Origin of the sequence: Pedobacter nutrimenti (assembly GCF_003208655.1) — a bacterium.
GTDB lineage: Bacteria > Bacteroidota > Bacteroidia > Sphingobacteriales > Sphingobacteriaceae > Pedobacter > Pedobacter nutrimenti.
Map to the genome: position 1 here is coordinate 260,074 of NZ_QKLU01000005.1, position 24,278 is coordinate 284,351.

The 24,278-nt window shown below is 38.9% G+C and carries 22 protein-coding genes, 1 tRNA gene and 1 pseudogene; 12 read left to right on the top strand and 12 right to left on the bottom strand.

What is annotated here, in order from left to right; genetic code table 11:
- Positions 1-258: 258 nt before the first annotated feature.
- The 8 genes and pseudogenes from B0O44_RS16000 (at position 259) to B0O44_RS16030 (ending at position 7,933) form a co-directional block, all read left to right on the top strand.
- Positions 259-438, top strand: coding sequence for a histone H1 (locus B0O44_RS16000; protein ID WP_110832685.1), 180 nt, complete (start codon positions 259-261; stop codon positions 436-438).
- Between the two features lie 77 nt (positions 439-515).
- The gene (gene dinB, locus B0O44_RS16005; protein ID WP_110832687.1) at positions 516-1,619 is read left to right on the top strand and encodes a DNA polymerase IV; all 1,104 of its coding nucleotides are present in this window, start codon (positions 516-518) and stop codon (positions 1,617-1,619) included.
- Between the two features lie 114 nt (positions 1,620-1,733).
- Entirely contained in the window at positions 1,734-2,420 is a 687-nt protein-coding gene (locus B0O44_RS16010) for a response regulator transcription factor (protein ID WP_245943682.1), read from the top strand.
- 9 nt (positions 2,421-2,429) lie between these two features.
- Positions 2,430-3,797: an ATP-binding protein gene (locus tag B0O44_RS16015; RefSeq protein WP_110832691.1), complete on the top strand. Its 1,368-nt coding sequence runs from the start codon at positions 2,430-2,432 to the stop codon at positions 3,795-3,797.
- A gap of 377 nt (positions 3,798-4,174) precedes the next feature.
- A complete protein-coding gene (locus tag B0O44_RS25300; RefSeq protein ID WP_317047155.1) occupies positions 4,175-4,963 on the top strand; it encodes a carbohydrate porin in 789 nt (262 codons plus the stop codon).
- A pseudogene (locus B0O44_RS25305) lies at positions 4,954-5,301 on the top strand (carbohydrate porin); the annotation flags it as partial. The gene B0O44_RS25300 and the pseudogene B0O44_RS25305, both read left to right, overlap by 10 nt.
- Before the next feature lie 258 nt (positions 5,302-5,559).
- Entirely contained in the window at positions 5,560-6,990 is a 1,431-nt protein-coding gene (gene dnaA / locus B0O44_RS16025) for a chromosomal replication initiator protein DnaA (RefSeq protein WP_110832693.1), read from the top strand.
- 67 nt (positions 6,991-7,057) lie between these two features.
- Positions 7,058-7,933, top strand: a complete 876-nt coding sequence (locus B0O44_RS16030; protein WP_110832695.1) for a protease complex subunit PrcB family protein — start codon at positions 7,058-7,060, stop codon at positions 7,931-7,933.
- A 13-nt stretch (positions 7,934-7,946) separates the two neighbouring features.
- Here B0O44_RS16030 and nagA read toward each other — a convergent pair whose 3' ends face one another.
- Positions 7,947-9,062, bottom strand: coding sequence for an N-acetylglucosamine-6-phosphate deacetylase (gene nagA, locus B0O44_RS16035; protein WP_110832698.1), 1,116 nt, complete (start codon positions 9,060-9,062; stop codon positions 7,947-7,949).
- Positions 9,063-9,266: 204 nt separating this feature from the next.
- On the opposite strand from nagA, the gene B0O44_RS16040 reads away from it, so the two are divergent.
- On the top strand, positions 9,267-9,833 hold the full coding sequence (locus B0O44_RS16040) for a Crp/Fnr family transcriptional regulator (RefSeq protein ID WP_170123352.1): 567 nt from the start codon (positions 9,267-9,269) through the stop codon (positions 9,831-9,833).
- 116 nt (positions 9,834-9,949) lie between these two features.
- Here B0O44_RS16040 and B0O44_RS16045 read toward each other — a convergent pair whose 3' ends face one another.
- Positions 9,950-11,266, bottom strand: coding sequence for an alpha/beta fold hydrolase (locus B0O44_RS16045; protein WP_110832702.1), 1,317 nt, complete (start codon positions 11,264-11,266; stop codon positions 9,950-9,952).
- A gap of 92 nt (positions 11,267-11,358) precedes the next feature.
- Positions 11,359-11,607 (bottom strand): winged helix-turn-helix transcriptional regulator, encoded by a 249-nt coding sequence (locus B0O44_RS25400; RefSeq protein WP_170123353.1) that lies wholly within the window; start codon positions 11,605-11,607, stop codon positions 11,359-11,361.
- A 128-nt stretch (positions 11,608-11,735) separates the two neighbouring features.
- Here B0O44_RS25400 and B0O44_RS16055 point away from each other — a divergent pair, with 128 nt between their 5' ends.
- Positions 11,736-11,873, top strand: coding sequence for a JAB domain-containing protein (locus B0O44_RS16055; protein ID WP_262512046.1), 138 nt, complete (start codon positions 11,736-11,738; stop codon positions 11,871-11,873).
- A 171-nt stretch (positions 11,874-12,044) separates the two neighbouring features.
- On the opposite strand, the gene B0O44_RS16060 is transcribed toward B0O44_RS16055, so the two are convergent.
- The 4 genes from B0O44_RS16060 to B0O44_RS16075 form a co-directional block, all read right to left on the bottom strand.
- Positions 12,045-12,944, bottom strand: coding sequence for a methyltransferase domain-containing protein (locus B0O44_RS16060; protein WP_110832708.1), 900 nt, complete (start codon positions 12,942-12,944; stop codon positions 12,045-12,047).
- A gap of 500 nt (positions 12,945-13,444) precedes the next feature.
- Positions 13,445-13,518, bottom strand: a tRNA-Arg gene (locus B0O44_RS16065).
- Positions 13,519-13,601: 83 nt separating this feature from the next.
- Positions 13,602-14,984 carry an exonuclease domain-containing protein gene (locus B0O44_RS16070; RefSeq protein ID WP_110832710.1) on the bottom strand — a complete coding sequence of 461 codons (1,383 nt, stop codon included), beginning with the start codon at positions 14,982-14,984 and terminating at the stop codon, positions 13,602-13,604.
- 53 nt (positions 14,985-15,037) lie between these two features.
- Positions 15,038-15,448 (bottom strand): OsmC family protein, encoded by a 411-nt coding sequence (locus B0O44_RS16075; RefSeq protein ID WP_110833053.1) that lies wholly within the window; start codon positions 15,446-15,448, stop codon positions 15,038-15,040.
- A gap of 41 nt (positions 15,449-15,489) precedes the next feature.
- Here B0O44_RS16075 and B0O44_RS16080 point away from each other — a divergent pair, with 41 nt between their 5' ends.
- Entirely contained in the window at positions 15,490-15,930 is a 441-nt protein-coding gene (locus B0O44_RS16080; protein ID WP_211321395.1) for a PaaI family thioesterase, read from the top strand.
- 102 nt (positions 15,931-16,032) lie between these two features.
- Positions 16,033-16,284 (top strand): hypothetical protein, encoded by a 252-nt coding sequence (locus B0O44_RS16085; RefSeq protein ID WP_110832712.1) that lies wholly within the window; start codon positions 16,033-16,035, stop codon positions 16,282-16,284.
- Positions 16,285-16,295: 11 nt separating this feature from the next.
- Here B0O44_RS16085 and B0O44_RS16090 read toward each other — a convergent pair whose 3' ends face one another.
- From B0O44_RS16090 to yidC, 5 genes are all read right to left on the bottom strand, one after another.
- Positions 16,296-17,567 carry a nucleoside recognition domain-containing protein gene (locus B0O44_RS16090; RefSeq protein WP_110832714.1) on the bottom strand — a complete coding sequence of 424 codons (1,272 nt, stop codon included), beginning with the start codon at positions 17,565-17,567 and terminating at the stop codon, positions 16,296-16,298.
- 28 nt (positions 17,568-17,595) lie between these two features.
- On the bottom strand, positions 17,596-18,765 hold the full coding sequence (locus tag B0O44_RS16095) for a M14 family zinc carboxypeptidase (protein ID WP_110832717.1): 1,170 nt from the start codon (positions 18,763-18,765) through the stop codon (positions 17,596-17,598).
- Between the two features lie 85 nt (positions 18,766-18,850).
- Positions 18,851-21,688 (bottom strand): S9 family peptidase, encoded by a 2,838-nt coding sequence (locus tag B0O44_RS16100; protein ID WP_110832719.1) that lies wholly within the window; start codon positions 21,686-21,688, stop codon positions 18,851-18,853.
- A 96-nt stretch (positions 21,689-21,784) separates the two neighbouring features.
- Positions 21,785-22,363 (bottom strand): outer membrane beta-barrel protein, encoded by a 579-nt coding sequence (locus B0O44_RS16105; protein ID WP_110832721.1) that lies wholly within the window; start codon positions 22,361-22,363, stop codon positions 21,785-21,787.
- A gap of 107 nt (positions 22,364-22,470) precedes the next feature.
- On the bottom strand, positions 22,471-24,270 hold the full coding sequence (yidC, locus tag B0O44_RS16110) for a membrane protein insertase YidC (RefSeq protein WP_110832723.1): 1,800 nt from the start codon (positions 24,268-24,270) through the stop codon (positions 22,471-22,473).
- Positions 24,271-24,278 lie beyond the last annotated feature (8 nt).

Consider the following 24,278-nt stretch of genomic DNA (forward strand, 5'->3'; position numbering starts at 1 on the left):
TTGGTCAAAGTTTGTTCTTGCGTTTGTTTTTTCTTATCTTTCTTAGCATCAGATGTTTTGCTTAGGTTTCCTTCGTTTTTTGTTTTCATCAGAAGGGATGCAGAAAGGTGGGAAAGTTCTGTGAAGCTAAAAAAATATGGCTTTTGGAATTTTGTGTGGATGCAACATAAAGTTGCAGGAACAACGTTATTGATTTGTTTGAAATCCAATAATTATTATCTTTAAACCCATTAATTAAATATAATTAAACAAAATCCGATGGAAAAATTTTCAAAATTAAAAGAACTAGTTGCCGGAGTTGAGGCAGACGCAGAGAAATTTTATAACGCAGGTAACGGCGCTGCCGGTACAAGAGTGCGTAAAGCAATGCAAGACTTAAAAGTTCTTGCTCAGGAAATCCGTACCGAAGTAACAGACAAAAAAAACAGCGGTAAGTAAGCTAAAAAAGAATTAAAAAAAGGTCCGCATTAGTGGACCTTTTTTTGTTAAAAGAATATTTGAATCCCTTGCCCGTGATGGATCACAGCGATGATAAACCATATCGTAAAATCATTCATGTTGATATGGATGCATTCTATGCATCTGTAGAGCAAAGGGACCATCCCGAGTACCAGGGCAAAGCTATTGCTGTTGGTGGATCTCCGGAGGGCAGGGGTGGTGTGGTGGCAACAGCAAGCTATGAAGCCAGGGCTTATGGGGTACGCTCTGCAATGACTTCTAAAAGGGCCCAGCAACTTTGCCCCCAGTTAATTTTCGTCAGGCCCCGTTTTGCAGCCTATAAGGAAGTTTCCATGCACATCAGAGAAATTTTTAGTCGTTTTACAGATGAAATACAACCCCTTTCACTGGACGAAGCCTATTTGGACGTAACGGAGGATAAATTAGGAATAGGTTCTGCTATTGAAATTGCCGGACAGATAAAAAAAATGATCCGGGACGAGTTGCGGCTTACGGCTTCAGCAGGTGTTTCTATTAATAAATTTGTGGCCAAGATTGCCTCTGATATGAACAAACCCGATGGTCTGACTTTTATCGGACCTTCAAGAATAGAAAGGTTTATGGAGCAGTTGCCAGTAGAAAAATTTCATGGTGTGGGAAAGGTAACTGCTGAAAAAATGAAAGCCAGGGGCCTTCATACCGGTGCTGACCTGAAAAAGCTGACTGAACTGGAACTTGTAACTTTATTTGGTAAGTCCGGTCATTTCTTTTTTAAAATTGTGCGCGGTATTGACGACCGGAAGGTGGAAAGCCGTCAGGAGACAAAGTCGGTGGGTGCCGAAGATACTTTTGCACAAGACCTTTACGACCTGGAGGAAATGAATGCCGAACTGGATAAAATTTCAAAAATAGTTGCCGATCGTATAGAAAAAAATCAGCTTAGGGGGAGAACGGTGACTGTAAAAATCAAATTCAGTGATTTTAAAACCATTACCCGCAGTAAATCTTTTCCTGTAACCATTTCTGGTAGGGATGTGATTCTCACTGCAGCAAGGGACCTGCTGGCCGCTGCAGACCTGACCGAAAAGGCTGTACGTTTATTGGGAATTACCGTTTCTAATTTTGACGAAGACATTTTGCCTTTTGAGCGAAGAGGTTATCAAGGCAGATTGTTTCCCTGATTTTCGATGCAGAGAATATTTGTCAGGATTGGAGATGGTCTTACTGATTTTGCCTGGAGATTCTCTACTTTTGTCGGGTCGCGACAAATTATTTGTTGAATAAACGTAAAGGCTATGATGCAATTTTTACTGATAGAAGATGATCAGCGGATGGCTGAACTGATAAAAAGGGGCCTGGAAGAACACGATTTTACAGTAGACCTGGCTACCGATGGTCTGACTGGAAGAACGCTGGCCCTAAATCACAACTACAGCCTGATCATCACAGACGTCATTGTGCCCCATATCAGTGGCCTGGAACTTTGTAAAGAAATCAGGAGAAAGAACCCTGATGTTCCTATATTAATGCTTACTGCACTGGGCACAACCGACGATAAAGTAGAAGGTTTTGATGCAGGCGCGGATGATTATCTGGTAAAACCTTTTGAAATGCGCGAATTAATGGTCAGGATCCGCTCCTTACTCAAACGCAACAGGGCTATTGAAAACCCTGCTGGCTCTGTTTTGAAAACGGCCGACCTGGAAATGAACCTTCATACTAAAATAGTTACCAGAAATGGCCTGGAAATTGGCCTGACCCCAAAAGAGTTTAAGCTGTTGGAATACATGATGCAAAATCCGGGTAAGGTTTTGTCCAGGATGGAAATTGCAGAGAATGTATGGGAAACACATTTTGATACAGGCACCAACTTTATTGACGTATACATTAATTACCTTAGAAAGAAGGTAGATAAAGATTTTTCCCAGAAACTGATCCATACAAAATCAGGAATGGGTTTTGTACTTAGAACTGAACCATAGTTAAAAAACATGAAAATCAGGCTCTGGTTAACCATTTTATTTACTTTCATTACGGCGGCGATATTATTGGTTTTTGCAGCATATATTTATCTTTCTGCTAAACAAAGCCGGGAAAAGGAGTTTTATAACCTGCTCAATAAAGAAGCACTGACCAAGGTAAATCTTTTTTTGAATGCACATGTGGATGCCGGTACATTGCATACCATATACCGTAATAACCGTAAAATTCTCAATGAAGTAGAAGTCGCGATATATGATACTTCCTTTAACCTATTGTATCATGATGCCGTAGACCTGGACTTTGTGAAAGAGACCAGAGGGATGATTGATGAAATTGTAAAGAAAAAAGAAATACGATTTTATCAGGAAAACTGGCAGGTGATTGGAATTTCTTACCATTTTAAGGATAAGGATTATGTCATTACTGCGGCGGGTTATGACGAATATGGTTATAGCAAATTGTCAAACCTATTGACGAATATCTGTATTGTTTTTGTGCTTTCCATCCTGATCATTTACCTGGCCGGATGGTTTTTTGTAAAAAGAGCCTTTGCCCCGGTAAGTGAAATTACCAGAAAGGTGAAAAACATCTCAGCTACAAATCTTGATTTGCGGCTGGATACAAATAAAAGTAAGGATGAACTTTCACAACTCTCCAGTACCTTTAATGAAATGCTCAACCGGCTGGAAGATTCTTTTGATGCACAAAAGCATTTTGTCGCAAACATCTCTCATGAACTCAGGACGCCTTTGTCGGCCATTATTACGGAGCTTGAACTTTCCCAGATTAAGGAAAGAAGTTTGGAAGAGTATAAAACTGTTGTGCAGCAGGCCTTATCGGATGCAAAAAAACTGGCAAGATTATCTAACAGTCTGCTGGATTTTGCAAAAGCGAGCTATGATCTTTCTGAAATCCATTTCAAAGCGCTGCGTTTGGATGAATTGCTCCTTGATGCTCAGCTGCAATTACAGAAAACCAACCCGGATTATGATATTGACATCTTATTCGAAAAGGAATTTGATGATGATGACCTGATTTCTGTTAAAGGTAATGCCTATTTGTTGCAGACTGCATTTGTGAATTTAATAGAAAATGGTTGTAAGTTTTCACCGGATAAGCAATGTGTGGTAGCCATCTCTTTCCAGGAGGCCAATGTAATTCTTAAATTCTCGGATAAAGGCATTGGGATTCCTCCGGAAGACCTTTCTCATATCTTTGTGCCATTTTACCGGGGGAGTAATCAGAAAATGGCAGAGGGCAACGGAATAGGCTTGCCCATGACGCAAAAAATAATTGCCCTGCACAAAGGAAATATCTTTGTGCAATCTGATATTGGCAAGGGAACTGTATTTACCATAGAGATTCCTCATCTTTAGGTTGTTTCTAATAAAATTCTAATGATTTTCTAATAATAGCTGTTGTTTAACTGTTATACCTTTGCGCGGCAATTCAGAAAAGGCATTTTCTGAGGTCTGAAAAGAATTAAAAATAAAAAGCCGGAAACTTTAATAAAGCGTTCCAAATTAGAGAAATATTAAGGATGAAAAAAAAATACACAGCGATTTTACTGTTCATTTTTACCGGAGGGTCAATTTATGCCCAGAAAGCAGATACGGTTAAAAAGAGCAATTGGACCAATCATTTTCAACTCACTGTAATTTCCCAATATCATGCTGCCTTTAAAGCGCCTTACTCTGGTAAAAACAGCCTTGCAGATACCGCAGAAATCGCTGCGACAAGTATTACCTCGACCATGTTTCTGGGCAGGAAGCTTTGGAAAGGGGCTGCTTTGTATTTTAACCCCGAGATTTCCGGTGGCAGGGGCCTGAGTTCTGCGGTGGGTGTAGCTGGCGCTCTAAATGGCGAAACATACCGGGTCGGTAATGCTGCGCCTTCTATATTTATTGCAAGAGCTTATTTTCAGCAGCACATTCCATTGGGAGATACCGGCTATGAAGAGGTTGCAGATGATGTGAATCAGGTTGCCGACCGGATTCCTAAAAACAGGATTACCATTAGTGCGGGTAAATTTGCGGCCAGTGATTTTTTTGACAACAATAAATACAGTCATGATCCAAGAAGCCAGTTTTTCAACTGGTCTTTAATGGGCAATGGCGCTTGGGATTACCCTGCAAATACCAGGGGCTATACCATGGGAGTGGTTATTGAATTTGTGAAATCCAACTGGGCTGTAAGGTTATCCAGTGTTGCAGCACCGAAAATTGCCAATGCGCCAAAAATGGAATATAAATTTGGGGAGGCACATTCTGAAACATTTGAGATTGAGAGAAACAATCTTTTTAAAAGACCCGGTACATTGCGCTTGCTGGTCACCAATACACAATCCAGGGCCCCTTCTTACGGGCAGGGCATGCAGGCTTTAAAAGATGGGAATACCAATATACTGAATGTGATTTCCGGACAGGCGGAAGGGACGGTTTATGGAGGAAGTAAATTTGGACTTGGATTTAGTGGCGATCAGGAGCTGACCGCCGACCTGGGGTTTTTGCCAGGGCCGGTTGGAATGATGGAAAATATGTAACCTGGGCATTTACAGAAATTGACCATACCTTAAGCCTTGGCTTGTCTTTAAAAGGGACAAAATGGAAGCGTACCGAAGATGTATTTGGACTGGCGGCTGTAATCAATGGTCTTTCGACACCACATAAGGACTTTATTGCTGCCGGTGGATATGGGTTTATTATTGGCGACGGAAGGCTTAATTATGCAAAGGAAATGATTATAGAAACTTATTATAATGCACATCTGGCTAAAAATTTCTGGCTGACAGGGGATTATCAGTTTGTAAATAATCCTGCCTATAATAAAGACAGGGGGCCTGTACATGTGTTTGCCTTGAGGGGGCATATTGAGTTTTAAATAGCTCTACTCAGCTATGGGAAAGCGGTCTTTTATGACCGCTTTTTTTGTGGATTATTCTTAACATTTTTTCTGATTTCAGGAACTTATCCACAATATTTTTTTGTATTAATTTCTATGCTTTTGCAAATGAATCAGTTAGAAAAAAGACAAAATTTTCCTAGTCAATGTTAGTAAATTTTGTGATCTTCGCATCCCCAAACAACGGGACAGACCTCGCGTCACTGAGTAATAAATCAATAAAATTAAAGAATATATATGCATAACACTTGTACACAAGTATGGACTAACTGTCTCCAAATTATTAAGGATAATATCCCGGCCCAGAGCTTTAAAACCTGGTTCGATCCGATAGTACCACTTAAGCTTGAAGATAAAGTTCTGACCATACAAGTGCCAAGTTTATTCTTTTATGAATGGTTGGAAGAGCATTATGTGAGTTTACTGCGCAGAACTGTAAAATTGCAATTAGGAGATGAGGGAAGACTGGAATATAATATTGTAGTAGATCAGTCTTCGAACGGAGTTTTACCTTATACAACTAAAATGCCATCCAGCGGTAATGGTTCCGACAACAGAAAACAAAGTATGCCTGTTCCTGTAAACATCAACAGGGATATTAAAAACCCCTTCGTGATTCCAGGACTAAAAAAGATCCAGGTAGATCCTCAACTGAATCCAAATTATACTTTTGAGAACTATGTGGAGGGTGATTGTAACCGCCTTGCACGTTCAGCAGGCTTTGCTGTGGCCGCCAAACCGGGGGAGACATCTTTTAACCCGTTGATGATTTACGGACCTTCAGGTATGGGGAAAACCCATCTTGCCCAGGCAATTGGAAATCAGATTAGACATACACTTCCTGATAAATTGGTGATCTATGTTTCCTGTGAGAAGTTTTGCCAGCAGTTTGTGGAATCATTAAAAAACAATACGATAAATGATTTTGTAAACTTTTATCAGGCCATGGATGTGATTATTATGGATGACGTCCACAATTTTGCAGGAAAAGAAAAAACTCAGGATATCTTTTTCCATGTATTTAACCATTTACATCAATCGGGAAAACAGATCATCATTACTTCCGATAAAGCACCTAAAGATTTGTCCGGATTGGAAGAACGTTTGTTAAGCCGTTTCAAATGGGGACTTTCAGCAGATTTGCAGTTACCTGACCTGGAGACCAGAATCTCTATTCTGAAAAAGAAAATGTATGTGGATGGTATTGACCTGCCGGAAGAAGTGGTCGAATATGTGGCACATAACATCAATAATAATGTCCGTGAGCTGGAAGGGGCGATGGTATCCCTGTTGGCCCATTCCACATTAAATAAAAAGGAAATAGACCTTCAGCTGGCTAAATCAATGCTGAAAAACTTCATCAAGAATACAAACAAAGAAATTTCAATGGACATCATTCAAAAACTTGTTTGCGATTATTTTGAAGTTCCAATGGATCTTCTTAAGGCATCAACCAGAAAACGTGAAGTTGTTCAGGCCCGCCAGATTTCCATGTACCTTTCAAAGGCAATGACCAGGTCATCCCTAAAAACCATAGGCGCATTTTTTGGAGGCCGGGATCATTCCACTGTAATTTATGCTTGCCAGACGGTTGAAGACTTGATCCAGACCGATAAGAAATTCAGAACCTATGTCAATGACATAGAGAAAAAACTAAAAATGAGTTAAGAAAGATTCATCGCAATGTGATTTTCCGGTAAATAACTATATTCGTTGTATAATTATTTACCGGAATATGAATTTATCTTCAGTATTGATCCTGCCATTAGCGTTCCTGATGTTTGAAAATAATCAGGATACCCAGCTAAAAAATAATTCACCTCTGATTCGTTCGGAAGTTTTTTTAAAAGAGGTGCCTAAGCCCAAAAAATCGGTCTCTTATGAACAAGGGATTGATATGATTGTTAAAGGACTTAAATTAAATATAGATCATATCCGCTTTATTAAGGCCCCAAAGGCAACTGATTATTTTATTTATGCTGATGATCAGTCTGCTTATGCCCAATCGCTCATCATCGCCGCAAATAATGGAATGAAGCTGCCGCGTAATATGAAGCCTACAGCTGTGATGAGCAGAGAACAGTTTGCTTTATTGCTGCAGCAGGTCATTCAATCGACTGGAAATTACCCAACCAATATGATGTTTCTTGTCATTAAGGATGCTGCAGCTTTTTCCTCCGGATCAAATTCATCTGCTGTGCAGGATTTGGTTAAATATAATGTGGTTGCACTGGAAAAAGGATACTTCAGGCCTAAGGCTGCAATAACTCAGGCGGAGGCTTTAAAAATGGTAAAAAATGCAGAAAAATTTGTGCATTCTTCCGGACCTAAAAATGAGGATCCCGATACTGCTGTTCAGGATGAGGTGGTTTTAACTTCTGCTGCTGTAAATGCAGAGGTCAACCGTATTCTGATTTCAAGAGGGCCAAAACCAAATTCGGGTTATGGGATTGAAATTTCAGGTATTGATTTTATCAGTAAAACTGAAGCGGTTGTCCGTTATAAGCTCATAAATCCTGCCCCGGGAAATGCTTACCTTCAGGTGGTTACCGAGCCGAAGGCGGAGACTTTCATTTCTTCAGCTTATAAAGTAGGTTTGAAGAAAAACTGAAAGGCATTTCTGATTAGTCCCGGTAATTCAAAACTTTAAAAATTTTTAAGGAGTCGTCAAAAACGGTAAAACGTGCAGGATATCCAGTCGCTATTTTGCCTAAAGAATGGTCCATACCCAGTGCTTTTGCTGGGCGGATGGTCACCATTTCTATGGCTTGATCAATGGGGATACCAACCTTATATACGGCATTATGCACCGCTTCTCCAATAGAAATTGCTGAACCGGCCAGATTCCCTTCTGAGTTAATATACTGATTGTTGATCAGGGAAGCATTAAATTCTTCCCATTGAAAATGATGTAATTTTTGGCCTGTGAACAAGGCATCTGAAATAAGGATGAGTTTGTCTTTTTTTAGGCGGTAAGCTGTTCTGATTGCTGCAAAATCAACATGAAAACCGTCAGGAATGATGGGGGTATAAACCTGGTCCGCGTCAAATGCTGCGCCCACTAAACCCGGTGACCTATGGGAAAACGGCGACATCGCGTTATATAAATGGGTGACCATATGGATACCTTGCGTAAAAGCCATGGAAGCATCGCTGAAATTTGCATTGGAATGTCCGGCCGAAATGGTAATCCCTGAATCCAAAAGCAGTTCGAGTTGTTTGTGGTTAAACAATTCAGGAGCAATAGTCATTACTTTTATAATGTCCTTGCCGTGGTGGATAATTTCCTTAAGTTCCCCATCAGTGGGGAGCCGTATATATTTCAGCAGGTGGGCGCCCCGCTTTAAGGGATTGATGAAAGGTCCCTCCAGGTGCATTCCTAAAACACCACCATTAGGGTGTTGCTGCTGGTAGTTTTTAATGGCTTCAATTCCTTTGATGATATTTTCCAGAGGAGACGTAATCAATGATGGCAGGGAATAGGCCGTACCTAAGGCACTACACGAGTTGTCAATATCTCTGACAGATGCTACTTCCGGATTTTTAGTGAAGTGTAAATGGCTTCCTCCATTAATATGTATGTCCGTAAAACCTGAAGAAATACTATGGACCGAAATTATGCCATCGGTTTTGTTGCCTGGATTGATGCCGGTTATCCTCCCGTTTTTTATTTGGATCAGTTGATTGTAAAGAACGGAGGATCCTGTATATACCGTCGAAGCAAAAATTATATGGTCCATTTATAAAACTAAATTTATCGTGTTCAAAAGTACAATGTAGCTTAAACAAGCGCTTTTATTTTGTATAATATGCATGGCATTTTGTATAATAGAAATGTTCTGACTAATTTAAATCATTATTTTAGTTTAAAGATTGCCGGGTGTCGTTAAGACTAATTAGCATTTAATAATTGTATTGTTAATCTATTCATTATTGTAATCATCGTGAAAGAGACATTAAGAAATTACTTAAATACAAATATTGCTTTAGCAGGGAAGGAGATTGATGAAATAGTGGATTTGTTTTATATAAAGTCTGTTAGTTCTCATACAGTACTCCTGTCGGAAGGGGAGATCAGTACTGAACTCTTCTTTGTAAATAAGGGATGCTTAAGAACCTATTATGTGAATAAATATGGAAGAGAGATGACCCGTTATATAGGATTTGAAAATTCAATGGTTACTTCGATATCCAGTTTTATTTCCCAGCGGCCCTCTTTGGAATTTGTGGAAGCAGTTGAGGATACAGAATTATTGGCAATTGGTTATTCTGATTTTTACCAGGTGCTTAAAACGGTTCCGGCCTGGAAAAGATTTTATCTGCGCCTTTTGGAGTATATGTATGTTTATCAGGACAAAAGAATAGAATACCTGAAAACACTTTCAGAAAAAGAGCGTTATGAGAAATTGCTTACCGAACATCCTTTATATGCCCATCGGCTTTCCGACAAGATCCTGGCTTCCTATTTAGATGTCCGGGAAGAAATTTTGAGCGGTTTTAAAGTAAGCTGATGTTTTATAAAAATAAAGAATAAACTAAAATTGGTATTAAAACTTAAAGAGCTTGTTGTGTTTCATCTAAATGAAACACAACAAGCTCTTTTTGAGTCTAAGTATTGAAAAGTTTTTTATTTGGCCTTAATCCACGTTGCAATATCATTTATCAATACTGGAGATACGTTCGCCGGGGTATCGTATTGTTTTGCTGTACCCTTTTCTTGTTGGGAACTCAGAAGATGGTTCAGGTCCGGGTACAACTTGAGCATTACATTTTTTCTTTTGCCAAGTGCGTTGTTCCAGATGTTGTAGTTTTCTGCTGATACCTGGAAATCATAGGCTCCTTGTGCTATAAAAATTCTTTGTGCTACCATTTTTTTTGCGGTTTCAACCTGATTGTAAGAATTCAGGTCCACCCAGTAAGATGCAGGAAGCCCCAGGATAACCGAGTCTGCTTTTATCGTTCCTAATTTAAATATCTTAGCCTTACTGACCTCCATTATTGCAGTGTCTAACTGTTTTTTCATGGCCAGCGTGGTGTCTTTGGAAGCTTCCACAATATATTTATTCTGTTCAATGATCAGATCAGGTAATTTAACTGCTGGTGCAGCCAGTAACAGAATACCTTTCAGATCGGGCGCCAATGTTGCAATTCTTGGAGCAAGCATACCGCCCAGACTATGACCTAAAACATAAATTTGCTTTTTGTCTGCTGTCGGAATGGTCTTTGCCAAAGCAACTGCAGCGAGCGCGTCATCTAAAACTTCTTCTTTAACTGTAAAAGATTTACCAAATTCTGCCTGGTACAACATGGTTCTTTTAACATAACGAATGGACGCAATACCTTTTGCGGCAAGACCGGCAGCGATGTCTTTTAAAGGTTTGTTTGGACCAATAGTTTCATCCATATCACTTGGCCCTGAACCATGAACCAGGACTACAATCGGGAAGTTATTTCCTTTTTTTGGGCTGGTCAATATGCCAACCAGACTATGACCTGGTGTTTTAATGTATATTTCTTTCTCTTTATATAAAGAAGTATCGGCATAGGCCGGCTTGATATAGGATACCGCAGTTGATTTTGGTTTCAAAAATAGGCCAACTATTTTTTCGGCTTTATTGTATCCCAAAATGAAATCCTGATCGGCCTTACTGAATTTACCTTCCAGTGTTACCACGTAAAACTCCCCCTCGGTTTTAGTGCTTAACATATCCAGAGATTTAATTGTACCTAGGTTTTCTGCTAATTTGGTCCATAATTTAACCAGATCATCCTGGGAAACTTTTGATTGAAACGAAGGATCCAGATAAGCATAAGCTTCAGTAAATTTTTGGTCTTCCATTAATTTGAAGAAATCCTGTGAGCGGCCTATAAGTCCTAAAATATTTTGAGAAAATGCAGTTGTAGTGATGAGAAGTGCACAAACTAGGAAAAGTATTTTTTTCATTTAGTTTTTAAAAATTTAAGTTGTTGGTTCTGTACCAAAGATAATATTATTTGTTTTAAGGCTGACTAATGAATTAGTTAATATTCGTTAAATTATAGAAGGTTATTCAAAACTAATTTTGCTTCAAGTCGGACAAGCCCCCATTCCTGAATAACACTTATAAGCGGCAGAAGAGTTTTTCCATCCTTATGGTCTACTTTGGGAGAAATTTTGGCAAAAACAATGTGTTCTAAGATCTTATCTTCTTCCAGTTCTCTTAACTGATTGATCAGTATTTGCCTGCTGATAAAAGGATGGCCTTTGCAGCGTGCTAAGACGATTATAGTCCTGATTGATCCCAAGCAGGACCAGAGGAGACAGATCGTAAGCTGATCTGCCAGAATAGGGGAGGTTCAATTGATGATCTGGAAATGGTAGAAGGCGCAGGCACGATGCTTGATGAAGGGAGCGACAATTACTCATTGAAGAATTGCGGCCGAGCAAATCGGATATGGGACTTACAAGGAAATTTCAGCGGGGTGCAAAGTTGCTGGATATTCAGGTACTCGATCACTTGATCGTAAGCAAAAATGCTTTTTATAGTTTTGATGATGAAGGATTGATTTAAAGTTCTGATCTTTGAATAACCAATAGATTTTACAAACTTGCACGCTAAATAAAACAAATAATAACGGACATTGAAAAACAAAAAAGCATCCAATTTTCATTGAAAGCTTTTTAAGTTATCCTGGAAGGGGATTCAAGCCGCTCACCTGCGGTTTATTTTATCTGGAAATATTTATTGCTTTTTTCCTATAATAAATAACTGTCTTCCAAGCATCATTTTGTTGATATTGTATCCTATTACTGCAAATACATCACTAAAACCGGCGTCTCTTAATTCATCCAAAAAATCCCATCCAAAATGCTGAAAACACAATATTCCTTCTGCCTCTTTTAGTGGATCCCCATGATATTCAGGCTTCATTAGATGAACAATTTCACCCTTATCTGATAATTTTGCGCGAATTATATTTTGTTGGCTATTTGTTGCAAATGGTGCACTTAATAGTACCGCTCCTCCATGTTTGGTTACTCTAAATAATTCTGCTAAAGCTAGCTTATAATTTGGGATATGTTCCAGATCTTCAAAAGTAAGTGACAGATCAAAATGATTATCCGGATAACTTAATTGCGTTAAGTCTTGAAAATAAATACTCTCAGAATTAAACCAACTGCTTGTAATATTGTAGTTATTTAATTCAGATAAACGTTTATGAAACGTAGTCTGATGTTCTGAAAGATAGACATTCTTTGATTTACTAAAATAAGTATTAATTACTTCAAGGCAGAATCTCATTCTAGAAGATAAATGGCTGTTAAGATCAATACATGACTCCCTAAAGTTGATTCCACTATTAGACCGATGAAGTTGATATTTATTCCCATTAATCTGGACATACTTGGACTTTACATTTTTCAATATGGCATCTTCAAAATTTTTCAAAAAATCATAATGTGAATTATACTTTGAAAAAGCATCCATAGATCTTATTTCAGCGGTAAATTCATTTAAGATATTTGGAGGACACAAATAGCTGATGTCTTTTTTTAAAATGTCAATTTTTAGTGCTTTGAATTTTTTCTTTGCATTTTTTTTAATCCGATCAAGAGGGGTATCTTGTTTTAATATTTTCATAAATTTTTAAATTTTAAATAAAAAGAGCTTATAAGCTGAATGTACTATAATATTACTACAAGTACAATTGTCAACTGGCTAAAGACTAGTGCCTCCTAAATTTTTTCTTTATTATTTTAAGAAGAACAAAAAAATGAGATCACTATCTAAAGCTGTGGAGCACCTGTTAAAAATATAGGTTTGTATTTTTGGATCATTTCCAATCTCCTTTGTTAAAAGCACAAAGCCTTTTAAAAAAAATTGTCCCATTTGAGCTAAAAGTAGGTCAAATATTTAAGGCGTATGATTTGCTATATGTAAAAGGGAACTATATGTTCTTGGGGGCGAGAAGTGTTAACGGAAGAGGTTTTGATTGTGAAGAGAACAGGCCAGCAAATCTTCAGAGACCTTTAATAGGAATTTTGTAATTTCATTTATAAAAATGAGCAGCAGTCCAATAAAGAAAAAGGATCGCTTTTGATGAGCAATCCTTAATCAAATGTGGCTTTAGCCATTTTTTGTACCCTGGAAGGGATTCGAACCCCTGACCCACGGTTTAGAAAACCGTTGCTCTATCCAACTGAGCTACCAAGGCATTTCCTTCTTGGAGCGCCAAAGATAGGAGATATGCCTTAAAACCGCAAATCTATTTTGTGATTTGTCTATAAGGAATTGATACTAAGGCGAAAATTCTACATTAAACTTTTTTCCAGGGTTGGCTGCTGTGTAGGAGAGGATGAGGTTAAGGATATAATCATTTGAAGGAAGCGGAGATAGCGTAGATTTCAGCAACGCGGCATTATTTACATCCGTATAGGCAGAAATATAACCCATGCCATAAAATTGTCCTTTTTCTACCCAAAGGCAGCTTTGTTCATCTTCGGTTCTGCCCTGGTCAATGACAGCAAAAGTCGGAAGCATATCTTCCAGTTGCCGGATGGCATATTTAACCCTTACATTATAGGCTGCGGCCGATTCTTTACCAATGCAGGCACCACTACATTTTCCTTCCTCATGGCCCGTACAGGCAAGCCTGTTTTTTTGTATAAAACATAATCTTTCACATAAAAAATGCTCCTTTATAAGCATTCTGAGCAGGCTATGTCCTTCTGAAAGACTATTGAAATTGTACAGGGAAGGGCCTTGTTTTTTAAATTTGTCCACGCCAAGTCTTATATAGCCTCTTTGGTCTGTATAAGAAAAAAGGGAATATTTTTGTTCAAAACGCTTCATAGCCCTGTTGTTTTCAGGCCATAATCTTTTTATTTCAGTGGCTTCCAATATAAAAGCCATCAACTCGGTCCCACAAATTTCAAAATCTATGTCATAGATATTTTTTAGAAATTCCTGGCGTTGTTTTCCAGAGTTGTTTCCGGTAAAATGTGAGCAGACCCGTTTTTTTAGATTTTTAGCTTTACCTATATACAGGACCTTGCCTTTTTGATCCTTAAAATAATAAACACCAGGATTTTCTGGCAGACGCTCTATTGCAGATCCGGATAAATTTGGGGGAATAGCTTGTTCTTTTGAAGCTTTGTTCAGGGATTGGGAGATGTAACCTTGTTGATCGGCCCTGAGCAGCAAGCCCAGCAGTACAGCAGTTGCCGCTGCATCGCCACCCGCGCGGTGGCGGTTATTGAGCTCGATGTTTAAAGATAAACACAACTTTCCAAGACTGTAGGACGGGAAACCGGGAAATATTTTGCGGCTTAAACGAACCGTACATAGTTTTTTACACTGAAGTTTATAACCCGATTCCTCCAGCTGGTGTCTGATAAAGGAAAAATCGAAATTCACATTATGGGCAACAAAAACCTTATCATGTAACAATTCGTAGATTTTACCTGCGAGCGATTCGAATTTTGGAGCTGTTGAAACCAGGTCATTGCTGATCCCGGTTAAAGCTTCTATGTATGGGGGGATCGCATGATCGGGCCGGACAAGACTTTCAAAACTTTCAATGATCCTATTGCCATCATGGATTTGTATGGAAATTTCAGTTATCCCGTTTTGAGATGCATAACCTCCGGTCGTTTCTATATCTACAACAGCAAATAGCATGAATAAAAAGGATTAAATTCTGTGTAAATATACTAATTTTTTTAGTATATTATTTATGCTTTCATTACCGTCTCTATTTTTATAGGATTTGTTAAAATTTTGTGTATTGGACATTTATCAGCAATCTGTAAAAGGCGCTGACGTTCTTCCTGGCTGAGTGATCCTGTAAATTCAATTTGTCTGCTTATCGTGGTGCTTTTATCAATCTGATCCTCACTACAAATTGCAAGTTCAATTTTTATGGCTTCAAGCGAATACTGTTTTCGGTCGGCATACATTCGAATAGTGATGGCTGTACAGCTGCCCAGACTAGCCAGCAAAAGCGCAGCAGGAGGCATTCCTTCATCTGTCCCACCCAGGTCTGCAGGTTCATCAGCATAGATCAGATGGCCTCCCGAAAAAACTTTTGTTTTATAATGTGATTTGTCCAGTTCTGTTACCGCGGTAATTTGTTTCTCTCTCATAATGGAATTTAATTGTTTAAATTTACGATTAATCAGGAGCAATGGAACAAATAGAAATTAATGAGCGTTTAAAATTTTTTCAAAACTTTATTGACCAGGAGGTTATAAATTCGCCTTCCCATTACATGAACTGGTTGAGACCTGTTGTTGTTTTTGCCAAAGCAGGGTCGCTCAGGTGCCGCTATACCGTCAGAAAGGAAATGACCAATCCCTATGGGATTTTACATGGAGGGGTAACAGCAGGTATTATTGATGATCTTATTGGGGCTACGGTTTACACTTTGGGCTTAGCCAATGCTTACACTACAGTTAATAATGCGATCGATTATTTTGCTCCTGCCAAACAGGGTGATGTGATTGAAGCGGAAAGCACTATTGTGAAAAAGGGAAGGGCCATCATTAATCTTCAGTGTGAAATATTCCTGCCTTCCAAAAACAGATTAATTGCCAGAGGATATTCTAATATGCTTAATGTAGGTTAATCAATACCTGTTTTTGTGCTTAACAATAACTTGTTGCTGGCTTAAGATTGACTAAACAATTTAATCCAAGATTTGTTATACAGTTAAACAGCCAGATATAAGATGTTAAGCAATTATTTGAACTTCGATTTTAATGTTCAGGGCAAACCTGTCAAAGGTTTTTGTATGAGAATTCATGATGATTTTCATGAAACCTATGCTGTGATTGTAGAGGGCTATCATTCTTTTTGTGTATGGCTGGACTCCAGTGCTACCTGGAGGTCATCAAAGTACACCAATGTCGAACCAGGTGTACTGGAACGGATTATCGGACACCTGACCATCAGCAAAGAAGAAACAAATCCGGCTTTCTGAATCTGGAAAACTTATCCAAAAAACAGGTAACACAGGGATATGGCCGTAATAATTCCCACAAGATCTGCGAGTAGCATAGCACCTACTGCGTAACGTGTGTTTTTTACATTGACTGCACCAAAATAAACCGCAATTACATAAAAAGTAGTGTCTGAGGATCCTTGCAGGATGCTGGACAATCTTCCTGCAAAAGAATCTGCCCCATGGGTAGTCATGGTATCGACCATCATTCCCCTTGCACCGCCACCGCTTAGTGGTTTAATCAGCGCAGTTGGAATACCATCTATAAAACGGGAATCGGCACCTATAATGGTACATAAGTGTTTAAGACCATTAATGATCATGTCAAATGTACCGCTGGTTCTCAGCAGGCTAATGGCAATGAGCATGCCTACAAGATAGGGGATAATCCTGATGGCTGTTTCAAAGCCCCCTTTTGCACCTTCTACAAAGGCCTCAAAAATGTTAATATTTTTATACAAGCCCCCTAAAATGATCAAAAAGAAAATCAACAACAGTATTCCATTGCTGAGTATTCCTGAAAAAGACTGAAGGGCAGCCGTATTCAGGGTAGTAAGATACAGAACCATGAGGCCTATAATGGCCGATATGCCCAATACCCAGCCCAGAATAACGGGTTGAAAGATATTGATCTTTTGTTTAAAGGACACGATGAGCATGGCAGCTATGGTTGCAACAAAAGTGGCAATCATACAGGGAACAAAAATATCTGTTGGGTTTGCTGAATTTAGCGAAGCCCTGATGGCTATAATACTAACCGGTATAAGGGTCAGACCAGAGGCATGCAGGCAAAGGAACATGATCTGGGCATTTGAGGCGGTATTTTTGTCGGGATTTAACTCCTGAAGGCTTTCCATTGCTTTAAGGCCAAAAGGGGTTGCAGCATTGTCCAGTCCCAGTAAGTTAGCCGAAAAATTCATTACCATATGCCCGGTAGCAGGATGGCCTTTAGGTACCTCAGGAAAAAGTTTTGCAAAAAAAGGCCCAACAATTCTGGATAATAAACGAATGCCACCAGCTTTTTCTGCAATGCTCATAAAGCCCATAAACAAAGCCATGATTCCTATGAGTTTCAAACATATATTAACGGCGGTCCAGCAGGTTTCAATGACCCCATCCACTTTTAAAGGATTGCCCGGATCGCCAGCTTTTCCTATGATCATCCAGTTGAAAATTTCTGATTGACCCAGAAAGAAACATTTTATACTTGCGACTACAATAGCGACCAGGATAAAGGCTGACCAGATTCTGCTTAATGCCATGCGTTTGGTTTAGTTTAAGGGGCTAAATTTATAGTTTTGATTGTAAAATTCCCTTTCGGAAAGATAAAATTATTTTTTCTCCTTTTTTCAGGTCAAAATTTGCTTTTTCATAAAGTTCAATAGTCCCTTCCAGGGTATAGCCGGGATCTTCATAAGTCTGATAAGCACCCCATCCTGATAGGTCACCCAAATCCTGGACACAATAGTATTTTAAGGTAGAACAGCCGTCCTTTTCAGGTGTTTCTTCATAATTGATTCCAATACTGAGCAGAAGTTGATCAACAACAATATTTCTGATCAGCAGGTGAAAAATTTCTTTATTGTTTTTCGGAATACAGCTATAGCCCTGCAAGCCCTGAGCTGTATAGCTTTTTGTTTGGATAGAATGCAGGCCAGAAAGTATAGACAGAAAAAAGTATTTTCTGAGTAATTGTTTTTCCGGATCATCTCTAAGCCCACCCGCTTCAATTAAAATTGTTGATGTTCCTGCCTGCTGAAAATTATCACCAAAAGCCCGGGCCTCGTATTCATCGTCAAAAAGACCAATTTGGCCGGGAAGATATGGAGTAAGGGTTTTAAATATATCTGCGATCACCAGCATTGCTTTTTCACGGGTTTTATTTATACCTAGAGATTCATCAAAAGCAGGTGCAAGATAGGATAAGGAAGCTGGGTTGCCGGTTTTTTTTACACTCCATAAGCTGGACTGATCGTGAAGATTAAACCCAAATTCAGGTGTTAGCCGGGAACGGAGTTGTTTGAGTAGGAGCGCTTCAGGGCAAAGTGTTTGTTTGAAATCCCTGTTGAGGTCAATTTTTTGTGCATTTCTTCTGTTAAACCTTTCGGCTCCATCCGGATTAACCATAGGAAGTACATACAAAGTGCAGTCCGCAGCTAATTTTTGTGTGAATTCGTTAAACAGATCATTTTGTAAAAAGCGAAACAAATCAAACAAGGCCATAGTACCAGTGGCTTCATCACCATGCATCTGGCTCCATAAAAATACTTTTACAGGACCATAGCCCCATTTTATCAGTTTAATCGTACGGTGTTCAAAGGAATTGCCGGCAATTGTACATTCAAATTCAGAAGGAAGTTCGTCCAGGATGGGTTGCAAATGATGGTGTTTAAAGAAACGGTTATGCAGCCTTGTTTCGATAAATTTTGGATAAGCTTCAAGAATGGCAGGGATATGCATGGAAAATTGCTTTAAAATAAAAAATCGTCATTTCAAACCTATAATTTTTGTTTGAAATGACGATGATCTAATGAGTTTTATTTAATCAGGGCTTCTCGTCGGTGAGCTCAAAACCCCATGTTTTTCCTTTTTCTGTTGCAGGTATACCTCCAACCATCCAGACAGGAGCTTTAGCACCTTTCAGGTAATAATCAAAAAACTGCTGTTCTCTGATCTGAATGTCTTTTCTGTTTTGGCGGAGTACCAGGTTGTGTGCTTCGTTGTTGTAGTTCAGCATCCATACGGGTTTTCCAAGACGTCTTAAACCAGTAAACATTTCAATACCCTGATACCATGGCACTGCACCGTCAGCATCATTTGCCATAATCACCAGTGGAGTGTTTACTTTTGGCAATGCAAATAAAGGTGAGTTTTCAATATACAAGTCGGGTTTTTCCCATAAAGTTGCACCAATTCTGCTTTGTGTTTTTTCGTATTGGAACTGACGGTTCATACCACTTTCCCATCTGATGCCACCGTAGGCGGATGTCATATTGGCTACAGGAGCACCGGCCCAGGCTGCGGCATACATATTGGTTTGCGTAATCAGGTAAGCAACCTGATAACCGCCCCAGCTTTGACCTTGAATACCGATCTTGTTTCCATCTACCCAGGCGTTCTTTTTAAGGGATTCCACTCCGGAATTGATGTATTCTATCGCAGATTTTCCCGGATGACCTGTTTCGTAGCTGATGTCAGGTGCAAAAACAAGATATCCATTACTTACGAAAAACGGAATATTTAATCTTGAAGGTGTAGGAGCAGGGGCGTTATAACTGTACAGACCATCCGATAGTTTTTCATAGAAATAGACGATCATCGGATACTTTTTATTTGGATCAAAGTTTTCCGGTTTATACAATATACCTTCAGACTTAAAGCCTTTTGGTGTAGTCCATTTAACCAATTCAGCTGTACCCCAGTTGTAGTTTTGCTGTTGAGGATTGGTGTTGCTCAGTTTGGTTTCTGTTTTCAAATCTGTTGATACGAATACATTCGGAGATGCCGTATAACTTCCTTTGTCGTAAATATAACGTTCAGCATCTTTTGCTTTAACCAATGCGGAATATTTAAAAGGCGCCATAACCACCAGCTGAGGGTTTTTATTGTCGCTGATATTGGCGCGGTAAAACCCATTTTCTTTGGTGTTGTTATTAAAAGAAGCCAACCATACTTCTCCTTTTTTACTAATAAAGCGTGCTTCTGGATCTGTACTTTGGTAACGGAAAGTAATTCCGCTTTGTCTTCCCGACCCATTGGTTATGTTTTTGGCAGCAGATTTTCCGTCCGGCGAAAAGGACCAGATGTCATAACGGTCATAGATCAACACATTTTTGTCTTCTTCGGTCCATCCAGCCACACCATAAGCTGCAGGATCATCCGGAACATCATTGTCTTCTTCAGCGAATTTGATATTCAGGCCATTGTTCAGGTGGGTTACTTTAGTGGTCAATACATTATAGGTGTACCAATTGGAAGTTTTTTTGTCAAAATAAAGGATATAATTTCCACCCGGTGAAGCCATCGCATAACCACTTAGTCCTTCAATAACTTTTTTTCTGGCTCCGGTTTTAACATCTACCAGGTAATAATCCCGGATCGTAGAACCTGTCCATTGTGAGGCGATCCTGTTTCCAAAATCAGTAGAAGCCAGTACAAATTTAGAATTGCCTTCATTCACAATGCTTGCATCCGGTAATTTCAGATCTGTAAGCGGAACAATTTTTGGATCACTGTTAAAAATGTCAATAAAGGTCAGGTAACTTCTTTTGGCTTCTCTTTCTGCATTTTTTAATTGCAAGGGCTGAAGATAATCATCTTTGTAACCCCAAACGTCCAGTTTAGCATGTTCAAATTCTACGAGTGTAGTATCTTTAGCTTTTTTAACAGGTGCAATACCAAAAAATAATTTATCACCGTCTTTACTGAAGGTCAGTTTTCCATCGCCACTAACCGCCCATTTGGAAGGCATGCCTGGAAAATCTTTTTCAACCAGTACCTGGGCCGTATCCAGCGTCAGGGAGTTGTAATAAATGCTAAAATCTTTAATCTCTGCTTTTTCAGGACTGCTTTCACCCAAGAAAACCAGGTGTTCACCGTCTTCGTCGAATACAAGGTTTTTGTAATTGCCTTTCTTAGAAACGAGATTTTTTAAACTTCCTTTTTCTGTATTCAAAAGAAATACGCCAGTAGGGGCAGATTTGTCTTTTTTAGAACCTGAACAGACAATAGCAAGCTGTTTTCCATTTTTGCTAAAGGCATATTCTGTTACAAATTTAAAACTCCTTTCGGTACCTGTAACCAGGTTTTTAAAAATAAGATCGGTACCTTCTTTTGCTTTGCTATCTTCTTTATCGTCTTCTGCTGCAAAATCAGCTGCATCTTTTTTACTTCCTTCAGCGGCTTTCACTTTTTTTGAAGTATCCTGAGGTTTTTCAAGTAGATAAGCAAGAAAGGCGTTCCCATTTTCAGGGAGTTTAAAGGATTTTACCCTGGCCACCTTTGTAAGGGCCATGTTGCTCAGGTTTAAAATACCAAGACTGTCTTTAGGCATTTCATCTGCCTTTTTTTTCTTGATTTTTGCAGCCCTGGTTTCCTTAAATAAAGGTTTAATTAAAAAAGCTGCATACTTGGAGTCTGTACTGAATCTAGACAGTTCTGCTCTAGGAACTACTTTTTTTGTATTGTTGATCAGGTTGTTAAAATAAAAATTTGCATCTCCTTCTTGCTGAAGGACACCAAAAGCTGCCCATTGCCCGTTGTTGGAGAGTTGTTTGGAACCAATACTTTCCCATGTATCATAGACACTGTGGTCCAAAGGCCTTTTCTGCGCATAGGCCATGCTGACAAACAGGAGTAGAAAAAAGGTAAGGTTTCTTTGCATAGTTGATTTTTAAATTTAATGTTGGAAACGTAAATGTTAAAATTGTAAATATTTTACCGAACAGAGGAAAATGTATGGCAAATATTACAATGGTTTTTAGAAACTGACACCAACGTGAAAGGTAATGCCATGCGGGTTCACATCAAGGTCGTTAAAGGAATTCTGAAAGCCTTTCAATCCGACACCTACAAAAGGTTTAACGCGGTTCGTAACAGCATATTTTAGCCCAAAACCACCGTAAGCATAAAATCCCTGTTCAGTAATCCTGGTTTTGGCAGTAGGGTTGGCATCAGGGGCTTCATCGTATTTGGCAAAAGTCAAACCAAGGGAAGCTTCTGCATAGGGGGTGAATTTACTTTTTTGAGAAAATTCATATTTGAGGTTTGCGTAAACCGGAATAAAACGGACATCGTATAAAACAAAACCATTATCATGGTGTACCGCTGAGCTGGAATATTCTATCCCCATACCAAGTTTAAACTTCGAGGAAGAATTGTAATTCACTTTCAGTGAAGGGCCATTGAAAAAGTTTCCGTGAGTTGACCTTAGAAATTCAAAAGAAGGTGAAAAAATAAAACGCGGAGGTTTTTCCTGTCCTTTATCCTGGGCCATGGCACTCAGGCTAATCATGCTGCTTAGAAGCAGTCCGGTACTTAATAGTCTGAAAAATTTCATTGAATGTGTTTTTTTTCAAAAATAATATTATAATTCGTAGAGCAGTGCTTAAAAAGAAAAAGATGCCCTTTTGGGGCATCTTTTTACAGTCATTTTTTAGCTTAAAATTATTTCTTTTTGTCCTGAGCTTTGATTTGTTGCTGCTGACGCATGTAATCATCTAAACGGGACTGGAACTTAGATTTTTTCTTAGGCTCCTGTGGTTTGCTTTTGTTTTCCTTTAAAATGGCATGAATTTTTTCATCGTTAACCATTTTCTTGATCAGGAACTGCTGACCAAAAGTAAGCATGTTAGCCAGGAAGTAATAGTAATTCAAACCGGCAGGATAGTCATTCAACACACCAAGGAAAATAATTGGCATAATGTAACCAATGTATTTCATTTGTCCTGTTGCTCCTGAAATCTGATTGTTGAAATAGGTATAAATCAATGTGGATACAGTCATCAGGATACACATTAAGCTCAGGTGGTCGCCTATAAATGGCAGGTGAAAACCAAACTTAATAAAGTCATCGTAAGTAGAAAGGTCATGCATCCAAAGGAAACTTTGCCCTCTGAGTTCGAACAAGTTAGGGAAAAAGAAGAAGAAGGCCATTACAATAGGCAATTGTAAAAGCATAGGCAAACAACCGCCCAGTGGGTTAACGCCAACCTGCTTATACAATTTCAGGTATTCCTGTTGAAGCAGGGTAGGGTTATCTTCTCCAACTTTTGCCTTAATTTCATCCATTTCAGGCTTTAAGATTCTCATCTTGGCCATGGATACGTAAGATTTATAGGTCAATGGCGATAATACGAGCTTTAACAATATAGTTAACACCAAAATGATCAATCCATAGTTCCAGCCAAAACCTTCCAGGAAGTTGAAAACCGGTAACACCACAAATCTGTTGATGTACTTTAATGGCCAGTAACCCATTTCAACCAGTTTTTCTATTTCATGTCCTTGTTTTTTCAGTTCAGAGAATTTGTTGTTGCCAAAATAGAACTCCATGGCATAATTCTGAGAAGCCAGCTGGTTAAATTGCATCTGCATATTTGCAGCATACCATTTTACCTGACCTGGTTCGGTACTTACTTTCACTTCCAGGTTTCCTTTTTCAAAACCATCTTTAGGAAGCAAAACACCCGAAAAGAAATGTTGTTTAAAGGCAATCCATTCCACTTTTCCTTTGGTCAGATCTTCTTTAACATCTTTTGCGATATTTAAATGATCAGGCGTTTGATCTACATATTTGTAATATGGTGCAGAATAACGTTGTTCATTTTTCAGTGATTTTTCCTGTTCCAGAAGGACAGTCTCCCAATTCAAAGTAACGTTATTACTTTGGATCACCTGGTTTAATCCGTTCAGGTTAATGTTAAAAGCTACATTGTTACTGTTCGGTTTCAGGTCGTAAAGATATTCAATGTATTTGCCTTCTCCATAGGTCGCACGCATGCTTAGAGATGTTCCTGAAATTTTTGAAGGGCTGAAGTACAGGTCATTGGTACTGATCAGTTTGCCGCCAATATTCAGGTTAAGACCAAATTTATTTGCATTTCCATCAAATAAAATAACGGGCTGGCCCCTGTAGGTTTTTTCACCTTTAATTTCTACAGATAATATTTTACCACCTTTATTGGTAAAGGTTAATTTTAATTTCTCATTTTCTAAAACACTTTTGGTTTCAGTACCACTGATGTTTGCACCAAAAGGTCCTTTTAAAGCTGCAGAGTCCAGCGTTGGGGCAGCTGCGGCCTGAGCAGCCGCAGGTGTAGTTTTAACCCCTGCCTTTTTTATTGAATCGGCAGTGACCCTGGCCTGTTCTTTTTTTAATTCAGCCTCACTTGGCTTGAAAAAGTAAAAGGAACCTGCCAGAACGATCATAATCAGGAACAACCCTGTAAATGTATTTCTATCCATTATTGTTA